Origin of the sequence: Chitinophaga deserti (assembly GCF_003149455.1) — a bacterium.
Taxonomy (GTDB): domain Bacteria; phylum Bacteroidota; class Bacteroidia; order Chitinophagales; family Chitinophagaceae; genus Chitinophaga; species Chitinophaga deserti.
Genome location: NZ_QFFK01000005.1, coordinates 1 through 12,349, shown reverse-complemented (window position 1 = coordinate 12,349; position 12,349 = coordinate 1). Strand labels below are relative to the sequence as shown.

Sequence of the window (12,349 nt, the reverse complement as noted above, 5' to 3'; positions counted from 1 at the left end):
TGATACGCAGATTGTGCGTGGTGATTAGTGCTTAGACAGTAATTCCTTCAGCACAACAGCCTGGTTATGTTGCTCATCGCGGGCACCATACAGCAGCGTTACCACTTTATGCTTACGGATCTCCGCAAGGAGGGCATCTACGGCAGCAGAGGCCTTCAGCTCAGCACGGTAGCGCTTTTCGAACTCCTCCCAATGGCCTGCATCGTGATGAAACCATTGGCGCAGCTCCGTGGAAGGCGCCACCTCTTTAGCCCATAAATCAATCCGGGCCGTTTCTTTCTTAATACCGCGCGGCCAGAGGCGGTCTACCAGTATCCGGAAACCATCCTCAGGCGCCGGAGGCTCATAAATACGTTTTGTTCTGATCATCTTTTGAAAACATGCGGGAAAGGGAAAAGTTTTTATTAAATTAATTCTTTATTCCTACCCTATGCCTGCCGATAAACGCTTAGCCCGTCAACAGCAAATCGCCATCCGCCTTCGCTCGCTTGGTATCTTAAACGATACCTTCCGTTACAACCCGGACTATTCCCCGGAAAACTACCGCAGCCCCCTCGATGCAGGGCGCCGCCTCATTATTCTTTATGGTATTGCATATGCAGCCACCCATCCGGGAGAACGTACCCATACCCGCGATTGGTTTCTGCGGGAAGGGTTATGGAACGATGTATCGCCATCGGAGAAAGCGTACCTCGTAGCACCGGAAGCCGGTGAAAATGAGAGCATTCGATTATCGTGGCGGATAGAAGCTGCCATTACACTCGGCTGGGCACTCCGTGTTATTGACGGGTTGTATGAAATAGACGGGGAAGATGCTGACCATGTTGTTGAAAAATTCGTAGATACCATGCCGGATATTTACGACAGTACGGATTGGTTCCTGAAAGATCTGCAATTCCGGAACCTGGCGGTAGTGTATGATGAAAACATGGTGAATGAATACGTTACCGCTTACCTGCGCGAATGCTATGTACTCAACCTTGAACCAGGGACCACCATAGATGTGAATATGAGTTATGAAAGGCACTACGTATTAAACTGGCTCCGGCAATTCAACGGTTTTAGAGGATGGGATGATACAAGTACTGCCACTTGACAAAATGCGTCTTACCTTTAGGGTATGAGTCCTGGTACCATACTGCACAGCACCGGATTACTGGACGGATCCGTTTTTGAAAAAACCGTCATTTACATTGCCGAGCACAATGAGAAAGGGGCCATGGGCTTCGTGGTGAACCAGCCTTTTCCGCGGAGGCTCAATGAGCTGGAAGAGTTCAGGCACGGCAAAGCATTCCCCCTGCACCTGGGAGGCCCGGTAGACCGGGAGCATCTTTACTTCCTGCACCGCAGGGCAGACCTTATCCCCGATGGCGCGGAAGCAGGCGGAGGTAACTTTCTTGGCGGTGATTTCAAAACCACCATACGGCTGATCAACAACGGTACCCTTACGGAACAGGACCTTAAAATCTTCATCGGGTATTGCGGCTGGGATTTCGGGGAGCTGGAAGCAGAGATAGCAGAAGGCAGCTGGCAGATACTGGAAGCAGCTACCCTGTTTTAATGCACAACAGGATGGAAAGTCCACTCCTTCCCCGCTTCATTCTTCAGCCGGAATGCACCAATCCCTTCCGCTTCTTCATCCAGCACCGTTAACCGGTACGTTTCTTCCCGCGCATAGTTAAACCCCACATGCAGGATGTTCGTACCCTCACGCGCTTCTATCTGCCATTCCCCGTTCTTCTCCCACCCGTCTCCTTCCCAGATGAACTGATTGCCCTGCGCAGCAGGAAACAACCGGATCCGTTGAGCGCTTACCGTATCATAGTATTCGGTATGTGCAAATTTCAACAACATCAGGACCATTTTTAAATGCATAATAATTTACAAAATATCTGAAAATCAATAGCTAAGCGTCCATAGTTTTACGGCACCCAGACAATAGCCGGAGGCAGTACCGCGTTTATAAGAGGCAGTGTAACCATATCAGCTTCATAACCCAAATCTTTTACCATGCGGCTTTTCCTGTTGTTAACCGTCCTGTCTGCCATGTTGTTATCGGCCTGTGGCGGTGGTTTCCGGAGCGCATTTGAGCGTAAGGAGCGTGTATACCAGCCTCCGAGGATGGGTGCGGAATCGAGGTTCGAAGACGGGCTCCGGCGGGAGAAGCATCCGCAAAACCTCTGGAGTAAGAAGGAAAGGAAGGATATGGAGAAGATGGGAAAATATACCACCAAGGAAACATCGGCCCCTGCAACCCGTATTACCGCCATGCAGGCCGATAGTTTGCTGACCGGCAAAACACGCGACACCACCCAGGTGGCGGCCCCTTCCATACTACCGGCAGACAGCACCCGTAAAGAGCCCGAAAAACAGCCATAATTCCCCTTGATTCCTACCCCCGTTTATCGTATACTTGTTACAATCCCTTGTACCAAAGCTTATGACAGTCTTTCTTATCATTTTAGGCGCCCTGTTCGTATTACTGCTTTCTTTCGCGGGCTATCGTTATCTGAAGGTATATGCATATCACCGGAAAATGGTGAAACTGCGGTACGACAGAATTGCTGTGCTGCACGAACAACTCAAAAACGGGAAGGAGTTAGACTCACATGATGTACTTCCTTACGCCGCCAATAAGATGACCCGTATTATGGCGTACGAACTGCTGCATAGTTATGACCGGAAGCACCTGTTCCCGCAACAATACCTGACACGGGTACTGGCCGCAGAAAGTCATCTCGCCAACTGGCTGGAGTTCCCTACCGAGCTGGATGCCATCCCCGATGAAATGGAGCACCTGCAAACGGTGACCATCGATTTCGACGGAAAGAATGAGCATTTTGTGCATTATGAAGTGTTCCGCTTTAAAGCCCATGCCCCAAACCGGGCCTCCAAATTTGGCTGGATGCTGGGCGTTGCCGGGCCCTACTTCGATGAAAGCGAGCCGTACGACAATGCCAGCGACACTTTCAGCCGGATGATCTCCCAAACGGACGACATCTCTCCCGAGCAGGAAGCCATCTGGGTTCATGAAAACATTTCTAAAAGAAGGCGTTGATCACTCCATCAGGGAAGCTGGAGATACAGCCTGTCATTCACCTGTTGCAGTGCGTACACAGGAATACCTGCTTTAGCCGGACCGGCCTTTACTTTCCCTGATTCCACATCGAACTGCGAGCCATGCCATGGGCATTGTACCGTACCGCAGATCATGGTACCACCTGCAAGGGAGCCGCCTCTGTGCGGACAATGATCATCAAAAGCCGCAAAGCCATGTTCCGTTTTAGCCACTACGATTCTTTTACCATCCACATGCACCAGCATCATCTGATCGGTTTTCAATACCTGGTGCCCGGTTATTTCCACACGCCCATTTTCTGATGTGAAGTGAAACTCCATCCACTTCCCTGCGTTGGCAAAGCGGTGATCGATACCAATCTGGTTACGGCTCACCAGGGTACCACCCATCCACCCCGCTATCAACAACAATCCGGCTCCTGCCACTTCCAGCAATAAGATGATGGCCGTATTGGGAGTATCGCAATGCATACGGTACCACAGCGCAATGCCGAACAGCAGTAATACGCCTACATTCGCCAGCCCGTGCTTAATACCCCGCTGCTTCGCGGAGCTCTTTGGGGGAACGGTATGCATCAGGTCGATCACTCCCGGAATGGCAGCGCCCAATGCAGTGATAAGCCCTGCAATAGTGAGAACCGGGGCAATTTCGGTGTAGAAAGTTTTACCCGTAGCCCAGCCCAGCAGGTCGAAAACGAGTGTGCCGGTGAAAAAGGCAATGGGGAAAGAGACCAGCATGGGATGCAGCGAATGGCCGTTGATACTTGCTTTGCTTCTCATATGCGGAGTTTTGATATGGTTGTTAACATTAATAGTGTTCCTGCAGACGGCGGAATACTACCGGTTGAGGATCAAATCGCATTCCAACACCCTCCCTCCTCCCGCCACGGATATTTGGTTTACTGCTGTTAATCACTTTACTTTGCACTACAAAGTGAATTAAGTGCTTTGGCTACAATTAAAGATTACCTATGCAATTCCGTTTCAGCCGTTTTTACTTTTTCCTTACTGTATTGATTTTTTTGGTGGAGGTATTGATAGCCCTGTATGTTCATGATGATTTCGTGCGGCCTTACGTGGGAGACTTCCTGGTGGTGGTATTGATATATTGTTTTGTGAGGAGCTTTCTGCAGGCGGGCGTGGTGCCTGTGGCAACGGGGGTATTGATATTCTCTTATCTCGTGGAAACTGCGCAGTATTTCAATATCGTGAAGCTGCTGGGGCTGGCACATTCGCGCGCTGCCAACATCATCATCGGTAATTACTTTGCCTGGGAGGATATTATTGCCTATACGCTGGGGATTATAGCAACTGTGGGAGTGGAAATGTTTTTCCGCAGGAAAAAGGCACCGGCAGCGGCTCCGCCACCGGTGGGTAAATAAATCAGTCTATGGGACAGCCATTGGCATGAACGATGACCCCGTCAGGCGTATTGGGGCACTCATCATAATCGTTGTGTACACCATCGCCATCCAGATCTTCCGGGCTTCCGGTGCCGGGGTTACCACCTCCGGGAATGGTGCAGCCAATACTGTTTACCGTAGCACCAACAGGCGTTCCCGGGCATTGATCCAGTTCATTCGGTACGCCATCTCCATCAAGATCTCCGGGGCCGCCCTGGCCGGAAATGGGGCAACCGTTTGGACCCACTAATACACCGGCAGCAGTATTGGGGCATCTGTCCTGCGCATCGGCCACTCCATCTCCATCAGAATCGATGCGTGCAGCCTGCGCTGTTAATTGTCTGGCAGAATGGGATTTTCCTGTAACAAAATAACCAAGGGTCAGCAGGCATATTGCCGGCAGGAGGATTTTTGACATGTGCATAGTGATAGTATTAAGGGTGTATAAAAATCAGGGATTCCGGGTTTACTAAACGCACAGGTTACAAACGGGCATCCGTTTGATGCATGTATTGGAAGATACAAAAAATACCAGCTATGTTAACTTAATATTACGCCGGTAACATTCGAAATACCGACACGTTTCATGGATATTAAACTTCCCTTCTCCCATGAAAAGAATTTTACTCCTCACGATCTTATCAGCAATCGCACTGGCCACCCGGGCGCAGATCCGTTTTGGTATTAAAGCCGGTTACAATCATACCAGTGTTAAAATGGAAACCGGTTATTACCAGCAAGGCCTTAGCTATAGTTCCGTAAACGGTATCCATGCCGGCGTTGTGATGGACGCGGCAATTGGGGAATACTTCTCCCTTCAGCCCGCTTTGTTATATTCCAGCCGTGGGTTTAATGCGGATGGATATGTGCCCGGTCCGGCCGATGGCCCTTTGGATGCCCACATCAAAACGCGGTATCACTATGTAGATTTGCCGCTTAATTTCCTGTTTAAATACCCCCTCGGTGCCGGGAAGCTCTTTGCAGGTGTGGGGCCTGTAGTATCATATGGTATAAAAGGCCGGGTGAATGGAACTTATGTGAATTACACAGCTCCGGAGGAAAAGGTGATTTTCCTTGATAAGCAGCGGGATTACGATGCCGCCATCAAACACAAACAATACCTCCGGCCCTTCAATGCTGCAGCCGGGTTTACATTAGGTTATGAACTGCATGCAGGGGTAATTATCAGCGGCAGTTACCACCTCGGATTGACGGATGTGGAGCCGCATCCCTGGTTGTCTCAGAAAAGCAGGATATGGGGCGTTAGTGTGGGGTATTTATTTGGGGGAGAAATAAATTAAGGTTCCTAAGTATAAAAACTCCGCAAAGGATATGGCCATTCCAGGCAGGTCCGGGGAATATATCCTCCTGACTCATTTACTACCATAGTAAAAATACCCGATCTCTTTCGTTGAAGTCCAGTTCTTTTTTTGCAATCCATCCAGCTTCAGCTTTTCAAATAGCTTCTTGCTACCGGCAATCTCCATGGTAAATTGATCCTGATTATTTGAATTCTTTTCATTCAGCGCATAACTGATACTATATTCATTCTCACTAACAATCTTTTGGATAATCGGGGTCAAATATTCGCTAATCGCTTTAGGACTGGAGAATTTTTTGTTTCTGGGGAACTGTATTTCAAAGCTGCCTTCGTATTCAAACATTGGGCTATCAGAATACAGGAAATTACTACCTGCTTTTTGCCTGGCTAAAAATTGATTGTATTCTTTTGGAGAAGAAAAGGTTATACTTTCCCTTCTGAACTTAGCAGGATATTTCTTCGAGAGTTTTTCCAGCTTCCTTAGATCGAATTTATAAGTATGCCCGTCATAAGAAGCACAATTCAAAGATGGGTGAATCATCCAGGCCATAACATCTTTATTATCCTGAACAAGAACCACGTGAAATGATTTTATCTCGAACATATTTGTTACCTCTGGCCCAACCACAAGCTCATTTAATGCCTGCCTTATTGCTGCAGGGTCATCTATGAGAAAACTCCACTGCTCATATTTCCTGTTCTGAAAATCAGAATAAATCCCAACCAGTTTTGTCTTTTCGTCAATTTTAACTGCTTTGAACATTTGCTTATCCTGCGCTGAAAGATTGAAGGATAAAGACAAAAGGATAAGTACAAGGATATTTTTCATTGTCGGTATATTCTGCCAGAAATTATACAAATCATTCTAACTAACCTACTTCACAACTTTCTACATCAAATAACATCTGGGGTTTGTCCCATTAAGCCCGGGTGAATCAGGTTACTCCACTATCTATTCGGCAAATCACTCACGATAAAATCAATCCATTCACTTTCAGGAAGCCTCACCGGTACATCCGGCGCAAAACCAGTTTGATCAATTGGCCTGGTATCCGTCCAGCTGGATTTAGCGATAGGAATTGTAAGAATAAATTTACTATAAGGTAACGCGGTTGGATTCGACATGCCTTCATAATCCATCATGCCGATGGTGTTTGCACCATAAGTGGTTACCTTTTTACTTTGGCGAAGCATGGAAATGAAATATTCGGTGGAGCTGCCGCAAAAGCCATCAATTATCACTGCTACTTTAACAGGTTGTTTGGTTATACTATCCAGCGGAAATGTAACTGCCGGTATGGGATAGAATTGTTCTTTGGTAACGGGCAGTTCCGCATACGCCTTCTTGTAGGTGTTCAGCACCTCATCCGGGAAATACTTTTTATACGCGGCGTCGATAGGGTTCTTCACAAAATATTCCAGTTCCGGCAGTTTATGTTGAACATTGGCGGGAGTTACACGGAGCAAAGCCAATGGCTGAACGATGGGATTCGTCATAATATAGGGGAGTAAGTTAACCCAACCCGTATTCCCGCCGCCATTACCTCTCAGGTCTATGATCAGGTATCTGGTACTTCTGATGGCAGCGTCTGCGGAAGCTACCAGTTGCTGGATCCTGCTGTCGTTATTATAAAAACTCGGCACCTTCAGGTAGCTTACATCGCTGTTTATTTTTTTGAAAGCGAGTCCGTTGTTATTATTCTTCCAGGTAGCGAGTTCTGCAGATTCTGCTGCCGTCATTTGTTTTGGAAAAACCTTCCCCCACACTGCATGGTTCCATATCCGCAGCAGGTTCCCGGTTTGTTTGGCGGGAAAATCGGTGCTCACAAATGCATCATACTTCTTCACTACATATTGGCTCCCTTTGGGTGTTAATGTAAAATAAACAAAGCCTTTAGGGAAGTTATCGGCAGATGATTCATACTTGACTGCTTCAAATGTGCCGTTGGCCGATTTCTGAATAGCGATTTTGGTGGAACTATCGGCACTCATCCAAATCCCTTCAATTGGCAATACAGGTTTTCCGGAGTACGGGGTCACAACGCTATCGAAGTCTTTCGGATTGGAGTAAGAAATGATAAAGTGTTTATCCCTGAAGAATTTCACATACTCCCGAATGAGATAGAAGCATTTTTTAGGCTCAGCAACCGAGGCGGCTTTTGATTGCAGGGTGGTAACCAGCTGCTTGTAAGTGGCATTCACTTTTGCGGGATAACCTGCGTAATTGGCTTCGGTTTCCCGGATGGTTTTATTCAGATTCTCCGTACAGTTACAGCTATCGGACTGGGCTTTTGTTGCCATGGCCGTTAACAGTAAGGTAAACACTACGGCCAGATGGGTTAAAATGACTTTTTTCATAAACATTATAATACGGTGGATGTTGGCACTATGGCTATTTCCTGGTTGCTGAAAGTAAAATAGTGGAATATCTACAAAGATGCAAGTAGAGCCTTATTGAGGGGTTAATGGGAACATAAAAAAGGGATATTCAATGCAGTTACAAGCTAGTATCCAGATATTAACTCCGTATTACCTACGTAGTAACTATTAAGTAAATGAGTCGATAAGGTGGACTTGATGCGGAGGTGATGTGCAGGTGATGTGGATTTGTGTTGCAGGTGAGGTATAGCATGTAGCAGGCATATAAAGTGAGGATTGGGCGCCTGCTGCCCATAGGTAAGGCTGGCGAAGGAAGGGCCTGCCGCTTAGATTGGGGTTCCGTATTGTTTGATAATGAGCTTCTTACAACAAAATATTCAGTAATGGCGCTACGCTATTCCCGTTGGATGACCGTTTTCTGGTTTTGAGAAGAAGCGGCTTTGCGGGTAGCCTTCGCAGGTACTGCGGATAATTTCTTTTGAGGTTGGGCTTGGGGAAGGGATAATTCGGGTTGCTGATCTTCTACAACCGCCAGGATATCGGCGGCAAACCACTTCCGGTCACCGACAGCACCATTTTCTCCAATCAGCCTTACCTGTACCACTACCAGCAGTGTTCCTTTCCCGGGTACTTCTATCGACATATCTGCACCGTTGAAAGGCTGCTCCAGGTCGATGGTCATCACTACTGCATTGGTACCGGTAATGCTGCGGGTTGCAAAGTCGATGCGGGAGGCAATCAGTTTTACCTCCATCTGCGTTGCAATACTATTGCCATTTTTATACGCCTTCAACCGCTGCGCCCGGATGCGCATAGTGCCATTTTTAGAGAATACAGGCGGCTGCGGGAAGAACTTTTCCAGCCCGGCGTAGCCATTGAACCGGAAATCCTTCAGGCCGGCATGGTTATTCCTCCCTGCCTTCATAATGTAGCTGTTCAGCCGGTTCACGAGGTAGCTGTCGGGATAAATGTCCAGCTCGGGAGTGATGGCACTCCGGATAAGGGCACCCTTGCGGCTTACAGCGCCAAACCACTTTGCAGCGCGGCGCGTGTTATCAGTTTGCCTGACATTTTCAGGCACACTACGCAAACAGTGTTTACCGTTGCGCTTGTAAGAGATCATATTACCGATTTTACCGGTAAATGGAATCATGGAATCTAAAATTGCCATTACTAAAAAATTTTGTTGTCGTTGAATATACGTAAGACGTACAAATGGGGTTCAGGGGTGGATTGGAGGATATTTAATGCTGATTTACTACGAATTAACTATTGTCAAATAGCAATGGAAGTGGTATTGGATAATTTCGAAGGCAGATTCTACTGGAGTTAGAGGATTTCGAAAGTTGGGGTATATGGGGATTTCATCTTTATCCCCCTGTATCTGCGATTGACAATTTTAATTTCTGCAATGATAATTTACCAGGCCTGTTGGCTTGCCCTTTTGTGTCGGGCACATTAATGGAAAAATACTAAGCTATGAAACACATGGGAATTATCTCCAGCCCCGTATGCAGGAGATAATTCCCATGTGTGAAATCTAAAGTAAAGAAGAAAGGGTTATTGCAATGCACTTATAATATCAGGATGCTCCCGTTCGGTTGCCAGCGATAGCGCTGTGTGCCCGTGGGCTGCAACATCCTTATTCGCTCCATTCTTCAATAATATTTGCAGTACTTCGAGGTGCCCCATTTCAGCCGCCCTGTGAAGGGAGGTGAAACCACGGTTATCAGTAGCGTTGGGATTGGCGCCTTCATGCAGCAACAGGTTTAAGTGTGCGACGCGGTTGTATTGCACGGCATTCATGAGCGGTGTAGCACCTTCTGCAGATGGAGCATCGGGGTTTGCACCCAACGTCAGGAGTTTTTCCAGCACCAGCGTTTCTTCAACCGCAATAGCCCAATGCAAAGGCGTGAGGCCGTCGTTAGCCAGCAGATGTAAAGGAAGTCCGTTTTTAACCTGATTTTCAATTTCTTCAAAATCCCCTCTGGCCACTGCGATATGCAGGAGTGAGTGAGAGCGCAACGGTTGCTCCACAGGTGGGTCGAAACTTTCATCAAAAACACCTACCTCAGCCATATCCCCATAGGTAGAAAACGCCCACAGGGCTGCATCATTCGGTGAATCAGCCAATTCGGGCGGTAAGGGAGCGGGCACCACCTGTTCAATGCAGTAGCTTATCAACAAATACTTCACCAGCCTTCGTGTAAACGCGGCGCTTTCATTATTAATACTGCCTTTTATCGATGTAATTACAAGGGCATTATCCACTTGAGCTGTTTGGGCGGTAATGTATACCTGTCTTTGCCAGCTCCTTACAAAAATCAAGGTGTTCTGGTAGTAATATATTGCCCATTTATGCTCCATGGTTTGTGGATTGAATAATACGCCGGGAGCCAACATAGTATCGATGGGAATGGTAATGTTGCATGAAATTTCAGTGCTGTCTTCCGGTTGCATGCCAATAAAAGTTAATCCATCCTCGGCCTGGTAAGAAACAGCATTTGTAGCGCACTGAGGGTCGGTGGAGGTGGCCAGCATATTCTTTGTTATGGGCCGCAGATCCAGTAGCTGTATACCCCAGGGATTTTGTGTAGGTGCTATCCAGTTTAATGCTGGCTCCTGTGGCTCATCTTTCTTTTCTTTGCCGAACCATTTTTTTAAAAAGTTCATAGGGTGAATTTTGCGAAGGTAAAATAAGTAAATCCTGATTAACTAAATGTGGCGTGTGCCTGCAGCGTTTTTAAAAGACTCCAAATAAGGGTTGCTACCAACTGCATCTAATTCATTAAGAAATCTTTTCCACGTTGATTCATGATGGATAAAATTACTAAAACAAAAAAGCTCCCTGGCGTACTAAAAGTTTTCTGATTGAAGTGAGGAGGAAAGCTTCTTTTAACAATTTTTAGGATTGGCGGCGTCTTGAAAAAGGTGATTGACACTTTACTCCATTCAATATAAAGTATTCATAACTTACATTTATATAATTCAACTCTACAACAATGGAACTTCAAGAAATGATCTTAAATATCAGATATGAAGCACCTAATGAGGTTTGGGATAAAGTACCGTTAATCTATGCGCGACTTGAAAATTGGCTTGGGTACGGGACAGGTGGCGAAAATGGCGAACGAGGTATTCCGTATTGGTTTAGTTTCAATGAAAATGAAAAGCATATTACTGCATCTGTTGAACCTGGAGGGCTTCACTTTACCGCACTTATGGACACTAAAGAATGGGAAGTTTGGGTTAAATCGATAAAAGAAATTGCAACCAGGGAATTGGGATATAAGGTTGGGGAAATTGAATTAGGGGAAGTAGATTTCTAAAGATTAAACTTTCATCTAAATATAAAAAATAGTAACCAGACAACAAATTGATGATCAATTATTATCGGGTTATTTAGAGAGAGAGCTTGTTTGAACACTTGGGGATTTGACGGACATTATCTTTGCCATCATTTAAGCATTGTTAACTTACTTAAATATGAACCTATCCGAATTCCTTTTGCATTATAAAAAGGGGCAACGCCATTTCATTGAATTGGATCTGGACGATCATGAGTTTCATGAATTGGATTTGTCAAACGCTGTTTTTGAGAAATGTTATTTCCATAGCACCTCTTGGGTTAGAAGTTATCTTCAAAATACCCGATTCCAAAATTGTAGTTTGAAGTGTGCTGACTTCAGAAATACAGACTTAACAAATGCTGCTATACAAGATTGCTTAGTAGACAGAATTGCATTTAAAGGCGCATCTATCAAAAATTTCGTCTTCATCGGAAACGACTTTTATGGAGTTACAGTGGGCCAGAACGATTTTGACGACAATTTCAAAGATGAGGACTGGAAATAAAAAAACCCGACAACAAATTGATGATCAATTGTTATCGGGTTGTGTAGCGGAAAAGGAAGAAATGTTGAACCTTACTTACAAAGACTTTTTCAATTTTGTATCAGTGCTGACAATTTCTTAGAGGTTAAATAGAAAATGAAGTCTACAATAGAGCTGTTAAATCCAAGTTTTGCTTTTTAATCTCACGACACTATAACAAAAACTGTGTAAACATAGAAAATCGGAGTTCGTAAGAGCTCCGATTTTTTTACTTTTAAACTTTACACAGAATAATGAAAGCAGAGGATTTTTTATCAGACGATTTTTTGAAGCA

Annotated in this window: 16 protein-coding genes; 8 read left to right on the top strand and 8 right to left on the bottom strand. The window is 45.8% G+C overall.

The window, feature by feature from the left end; genetic code table 11:
• Positions 1–24 precede the first annotated feature (24 nt).
• A complete protein-coding gene (locus tag DEV76_RS12250) occupies positions 25–369 on the bottom strand; it encodes a DUF488 domain-containing protein (protein ID WP_109698214.1) in 345 nt (114 codons plus the stop codon).
• A gap of 61 nt (positions 370–430) precedes the next feature.
• On the opposite strand from DEV76_RS12250, the gene DEV76_RS12245 reads away from it, so the two are divergent.
• Together DEV76_RS12245 and DEV76_RS12240 are read left to right on the top strand one after the other, a co-directional pair.
• The gene (locus DEV76_RS12245) at positions 431–1,096 is read left to right on the top strand and encodes a DUF4272 domain-containing protein (RefSeq protein WP_109698213.1); all 666 of its coding nucleotides are present in this window, start codon (positions 431–433) and stop codon (positions 1,094–1,096) included.
• A 24-nt stretch (positions 1,097–1,120) separates the two neighbouring features.
• Positions 1,121–1,561: a YqgE/AlgH family protein gene (locus DEV76_RS12240; RefSeq protein ID WP_109698212.1), complete on the top strand. Its 441-nt coding sequence runs from the start codon at positions 1,121–1,123 to the stop codon at positions 1,559–1,561.
• Here the strand turns inward: DEV76_RS12240 and DEV76_RS12235 are convergent.
• Positions 1,558–1,854: a hypothetical protein gene (locus DEV76_RS12235; RefSeq protein WP_157962860.1), complete on the bottom strand. Its 297-nt coding sequence runs from the start codon at positions 1,852–1,854 to the stop codon at positions 1,558–1,560. The two genes, DEV76_RS12240 and DEV76_RS12235, sit on opposite strands and share 4 nt — an antisense overlap.
• Before the next feature lie 156 nt (positions 1,855–2,010).
• On the opposite strand from DEV76_RS12235, the gene DEV76_RS12230 reads away from it, so the two are divergent.
• A complete protein-coding gene (locus DEV76_RS12230; RefSeq protein WP_157962859.1) occupies positions 2,011–2,379 on the top strand; it encodes a hypothetical protein in 369 nt (122 codons plus the stop codon).
• 61 nt (positions 2,380–2,440) lie between these two features.
• Positions 2,441–3,058 carry a hypothetical protein gene (locus tag DEV76_RS12225; protein WP_109698209.1) on the top strand — a complete coding sequence of 206 codons (618 nt, stop codon included), beginning with the start codon at positions 2,441–2,443 and terminating at the stop codon, positions 3,056–3,058.
• Between the two features lie 8 nt (positions 3,059–3,066).
• On the opposite strand, the gene DEV76_RS12220 is transcribed toward DEV76_RS12225, so the two are convergent.
• A complete protein-coding gene (locus DEV76_RS12220) occupies positions 3,067–3,858 on the bottom strand; it encodes a DUF2231 domain-containing protein (protein WP_109698208.1) in 792 nt (263 codons plus the stop codon).
• Positions 3,859–4,049: 191 nt separating this feature from the next.
• On the opposite strand from DEV76_RS12220, the gene DEV76_RS12215 reads away from it, so the two are divergent.
• A complete protein-coding gene (locus DEV76_RS12215) occupies positions 4,050–4,460 on the top strand; it encodes a ribosomal maturation YjgA family protein (RefSeq protein ID WP_109698207.1) in 411 nt (136 codons plus the stop codon).
• Between the two features lies 1 nt (position 4,461).
• Here DEV76_RS12215 and DEV76_RS12210 read toward each other — a convergent pair whose 3' ends face one another.
• Positions 4,462–4,899 carry a thrombospondin type 3 repeat-containing protein gene (locus tag DEV76_RS12210; protein WP_198652051.1) on the bottom strand — a complete coding sequence of 146 codons (438 nt, stop codon included), beginning with the start codon at positions 4,897–4,899 and terminating at the stop codon, positions 4,462–4,464.
• A 193-nt stretch (positions 4,900–5,092) separates the two neighbouring features.
• On the opposite strand from DEV76_RS12210, the gene DEV76_RS12205 reads away from it, so the two are divergent.
• A complete protein-coding gene (locus DEV76_RS12205) occupies positions 5,093–5,782 on the top strand; it encodes a porin family protein (protein WP_109698205.1) in 690 nt (229 codons plus the stop codon).
• Positions 5,783–5,854: 72 nt separating this feature from the next.
• Here the strand turns inward: DEV76_RS12205 and DEV76_RS12200 are convergent, their stop codons facing one another.
• The 4 genes from DEV76_RS12200 to DEV76_RS12185 form a co-directional block, all read right to left on the bottom strand.
• Positions 5,855–6,631: a hypothetical protein gene (locus tag DEV76_RS12200; protein ID WP_109698204.1), complete on the bottom strand. Its 777-nt coding sequence runs from the start codon at positions 6,629–6,631 to the stop codon at positions 5,855–5,857.
• 119 nt (positions 6,632–6,750) lie between these two features.
• Complete coding sequence (locus DEV76_RS12195; protein WP_157962858.1) at positions 6,751–8,160, bottom strand: S41 family peptidase; 1,410 nt, start codon at positions 8,158–8,160, stop codon at positions 6,751–6,753.
• Positions 8,161–8,575: 415 nt separating this feature from the next.
• Entirely contained in the window at positions 8,576–9,352 is a 777-nt protein-coding gene (locus DEV76_RS12190; protein WP_109698202.1) for a hypothetical protein, read from the bottom strand.
• 389 nt (positions 9,353–9,741) lie between these two features.
• Positions 9,742–10,854 carry an ankyrin repeat domain-containing protein gene (locus DEV76_RS12185; protein WP_109698201.1) on the bottom strand — a complete coding sequence of 371 codons (1,113 nt, stop codon included), beginning with the start codon at positions 10,852–10,854 and terminating at the stop codon, positions 9,742–9,744.
• Positions 10,855–11,183: 329 nt separating this feature from the next.
• On the opposite strand from DEV76_RS12185, the gene DEV76_RS12180 reads away from it, so the two are divergent.
• Positions 11,184–11,510, top strand: coding sequence for a hypothetical protein (locus DEV76_RS12180; RefSeq protein WP_109698200.1), 327 nt, complete (start codon positions 11,184–11,186; stop codon positions 11,508–11,510).
• Positions 11,511–11,667: 157 nt separating this feature from the next.
• Positions 11,668–12,036: a pentapeptide repeat-containing protein gene (locus DEV76_RS12175; protein ID WP_109698199.1), complete on the top strand. Its 369-nt coding sequence runs from the start codon at positions 11,668–11,670 to the stop codon at positions 12,034–12,036.
• Positions 12,037–12,349 lie beyond the last annotated feature (313 nt).

What these genes read in the sequence shown, in the direction of transcription:
- DEV76_RS12240 (WP_109698212.1), top strand. Translation starts at nt 1,121, where the DNA reads ATGAGTCCTGGTACCATACTGCACAGCACCGGATTACTGGACGGATCC.
- DEV76_RS12215 (WP_109698207.1), top strand. Translation starts at nt 4,050, where the DNA reads ATGCAATTCCGTTTCAGCCGTTTTTACTTTTTCCTTACTGTATTGATT.
- DEV76_RS12200 (WP_109698204.1), bottom strand. Translation starts at nt 6,631, where the DNA reads ATGAAAAATATCCTTGTACTTATCCTTTTGTCTTTATCCTTCAATCTT.
- DEV76_RS12210 (WP_198652051.1), bottom strand. Translation starts at nt 4,899, where the DNA reads ATGTCAAAAATCCTCCTGCCGGCAATATGCCTGCTGACCCTTGGTTAT.
- DEV76_RS12190 (WP_109698202.1), bottom strand. Translation starts at nt 9,352, where the DNA reads ATGGCAATTTTAGATTCCATGATTCCATTTACCGGTAAAATCGGTAAT.
- DEV76_RS12245 (WP_109698213.1), top strand. Translation starts at nt 431, where the DNA reads ATGCCTGCCGATAAACGCTTAGCCCGTCAACAGCAAATCGCCATCCGC.
- DEV76_RS12220 (WP_109698208.1), bottom strand. Translation starts at nt 3,858, where the DNA reads ATGAGAAGCAAAGCAAGTATCAACGGCCATTCGCTGCATCCCATGCTG.
- DEV76_RS12235 (WP_157962860.1), bottom strand. Translation starts at nt 1,854, where the DNA reads ATGTTGTTGAAATTTGCACATACCGAATACTATGATACGGTAAGCGCT.
- DEV76_RS12180 (WP_109698200.1), top strand. Translation starts at nt 11,184, where the DNA reads ATGGAACTTCAAGAAATGATCTTAAATATCAGATATGAAGCACCTAAT.
- DEV76_RS12225 (WP_109698209.1), top strand. Translation starts at nt 2,441, where the DNA reads ATGACAGTCTTTCTTATCATTTTAGGCGCCCTGTTCGTATTACTGCTT.
- DEV76_RS12230 (WP_157962859.1), top strand. Translation starts at nt 2,011, where the DNA reads ATGCGGCTTTTCCTGTTGTTAACCGTCCTGTCTGCCATGTTGTTATCG.
- DEV76_RS12175 (WP_109698199.1), top strand. Translation starts at nt 11,668, where the DNA reads ATGAACCTATCCGAATTCCTTTTGCATTATAAAAAGGGGCAACGCCAT.
- DEV76_RS12250 (WP_109698214.1), bottom strand. Translation starts at nt 369, where the DNA reads ATGATCAGAACAAAACGTATTTATGAGCCTCCGGCGCCTGAGGATGGT.
- DEV76_RS12205 (WP_109698205.1), top strand. Translation starts at nt 5,093, where the DNA reads ATGAAAAGAATTTTACTCCTCACGATCTTATCAGCAATCGCACTGGCC.
- DEV76_RS12185 (WP_109698201.1), bottom strand. Translation starts at nt 10,854, where the DNA reads ATGAACTTTTTAAAAAAATGGTTCGGCAAAGAAAAGAAAGATGAGCCA.
- DEV76_RS12195 (WP_157962858.1), bottom strand. Translation starts at nt 8,160, where the DNA reads ATGAAAAAAGTCATTTTAACCCATCTGGCCGTAGTGTTTACCTTACTG.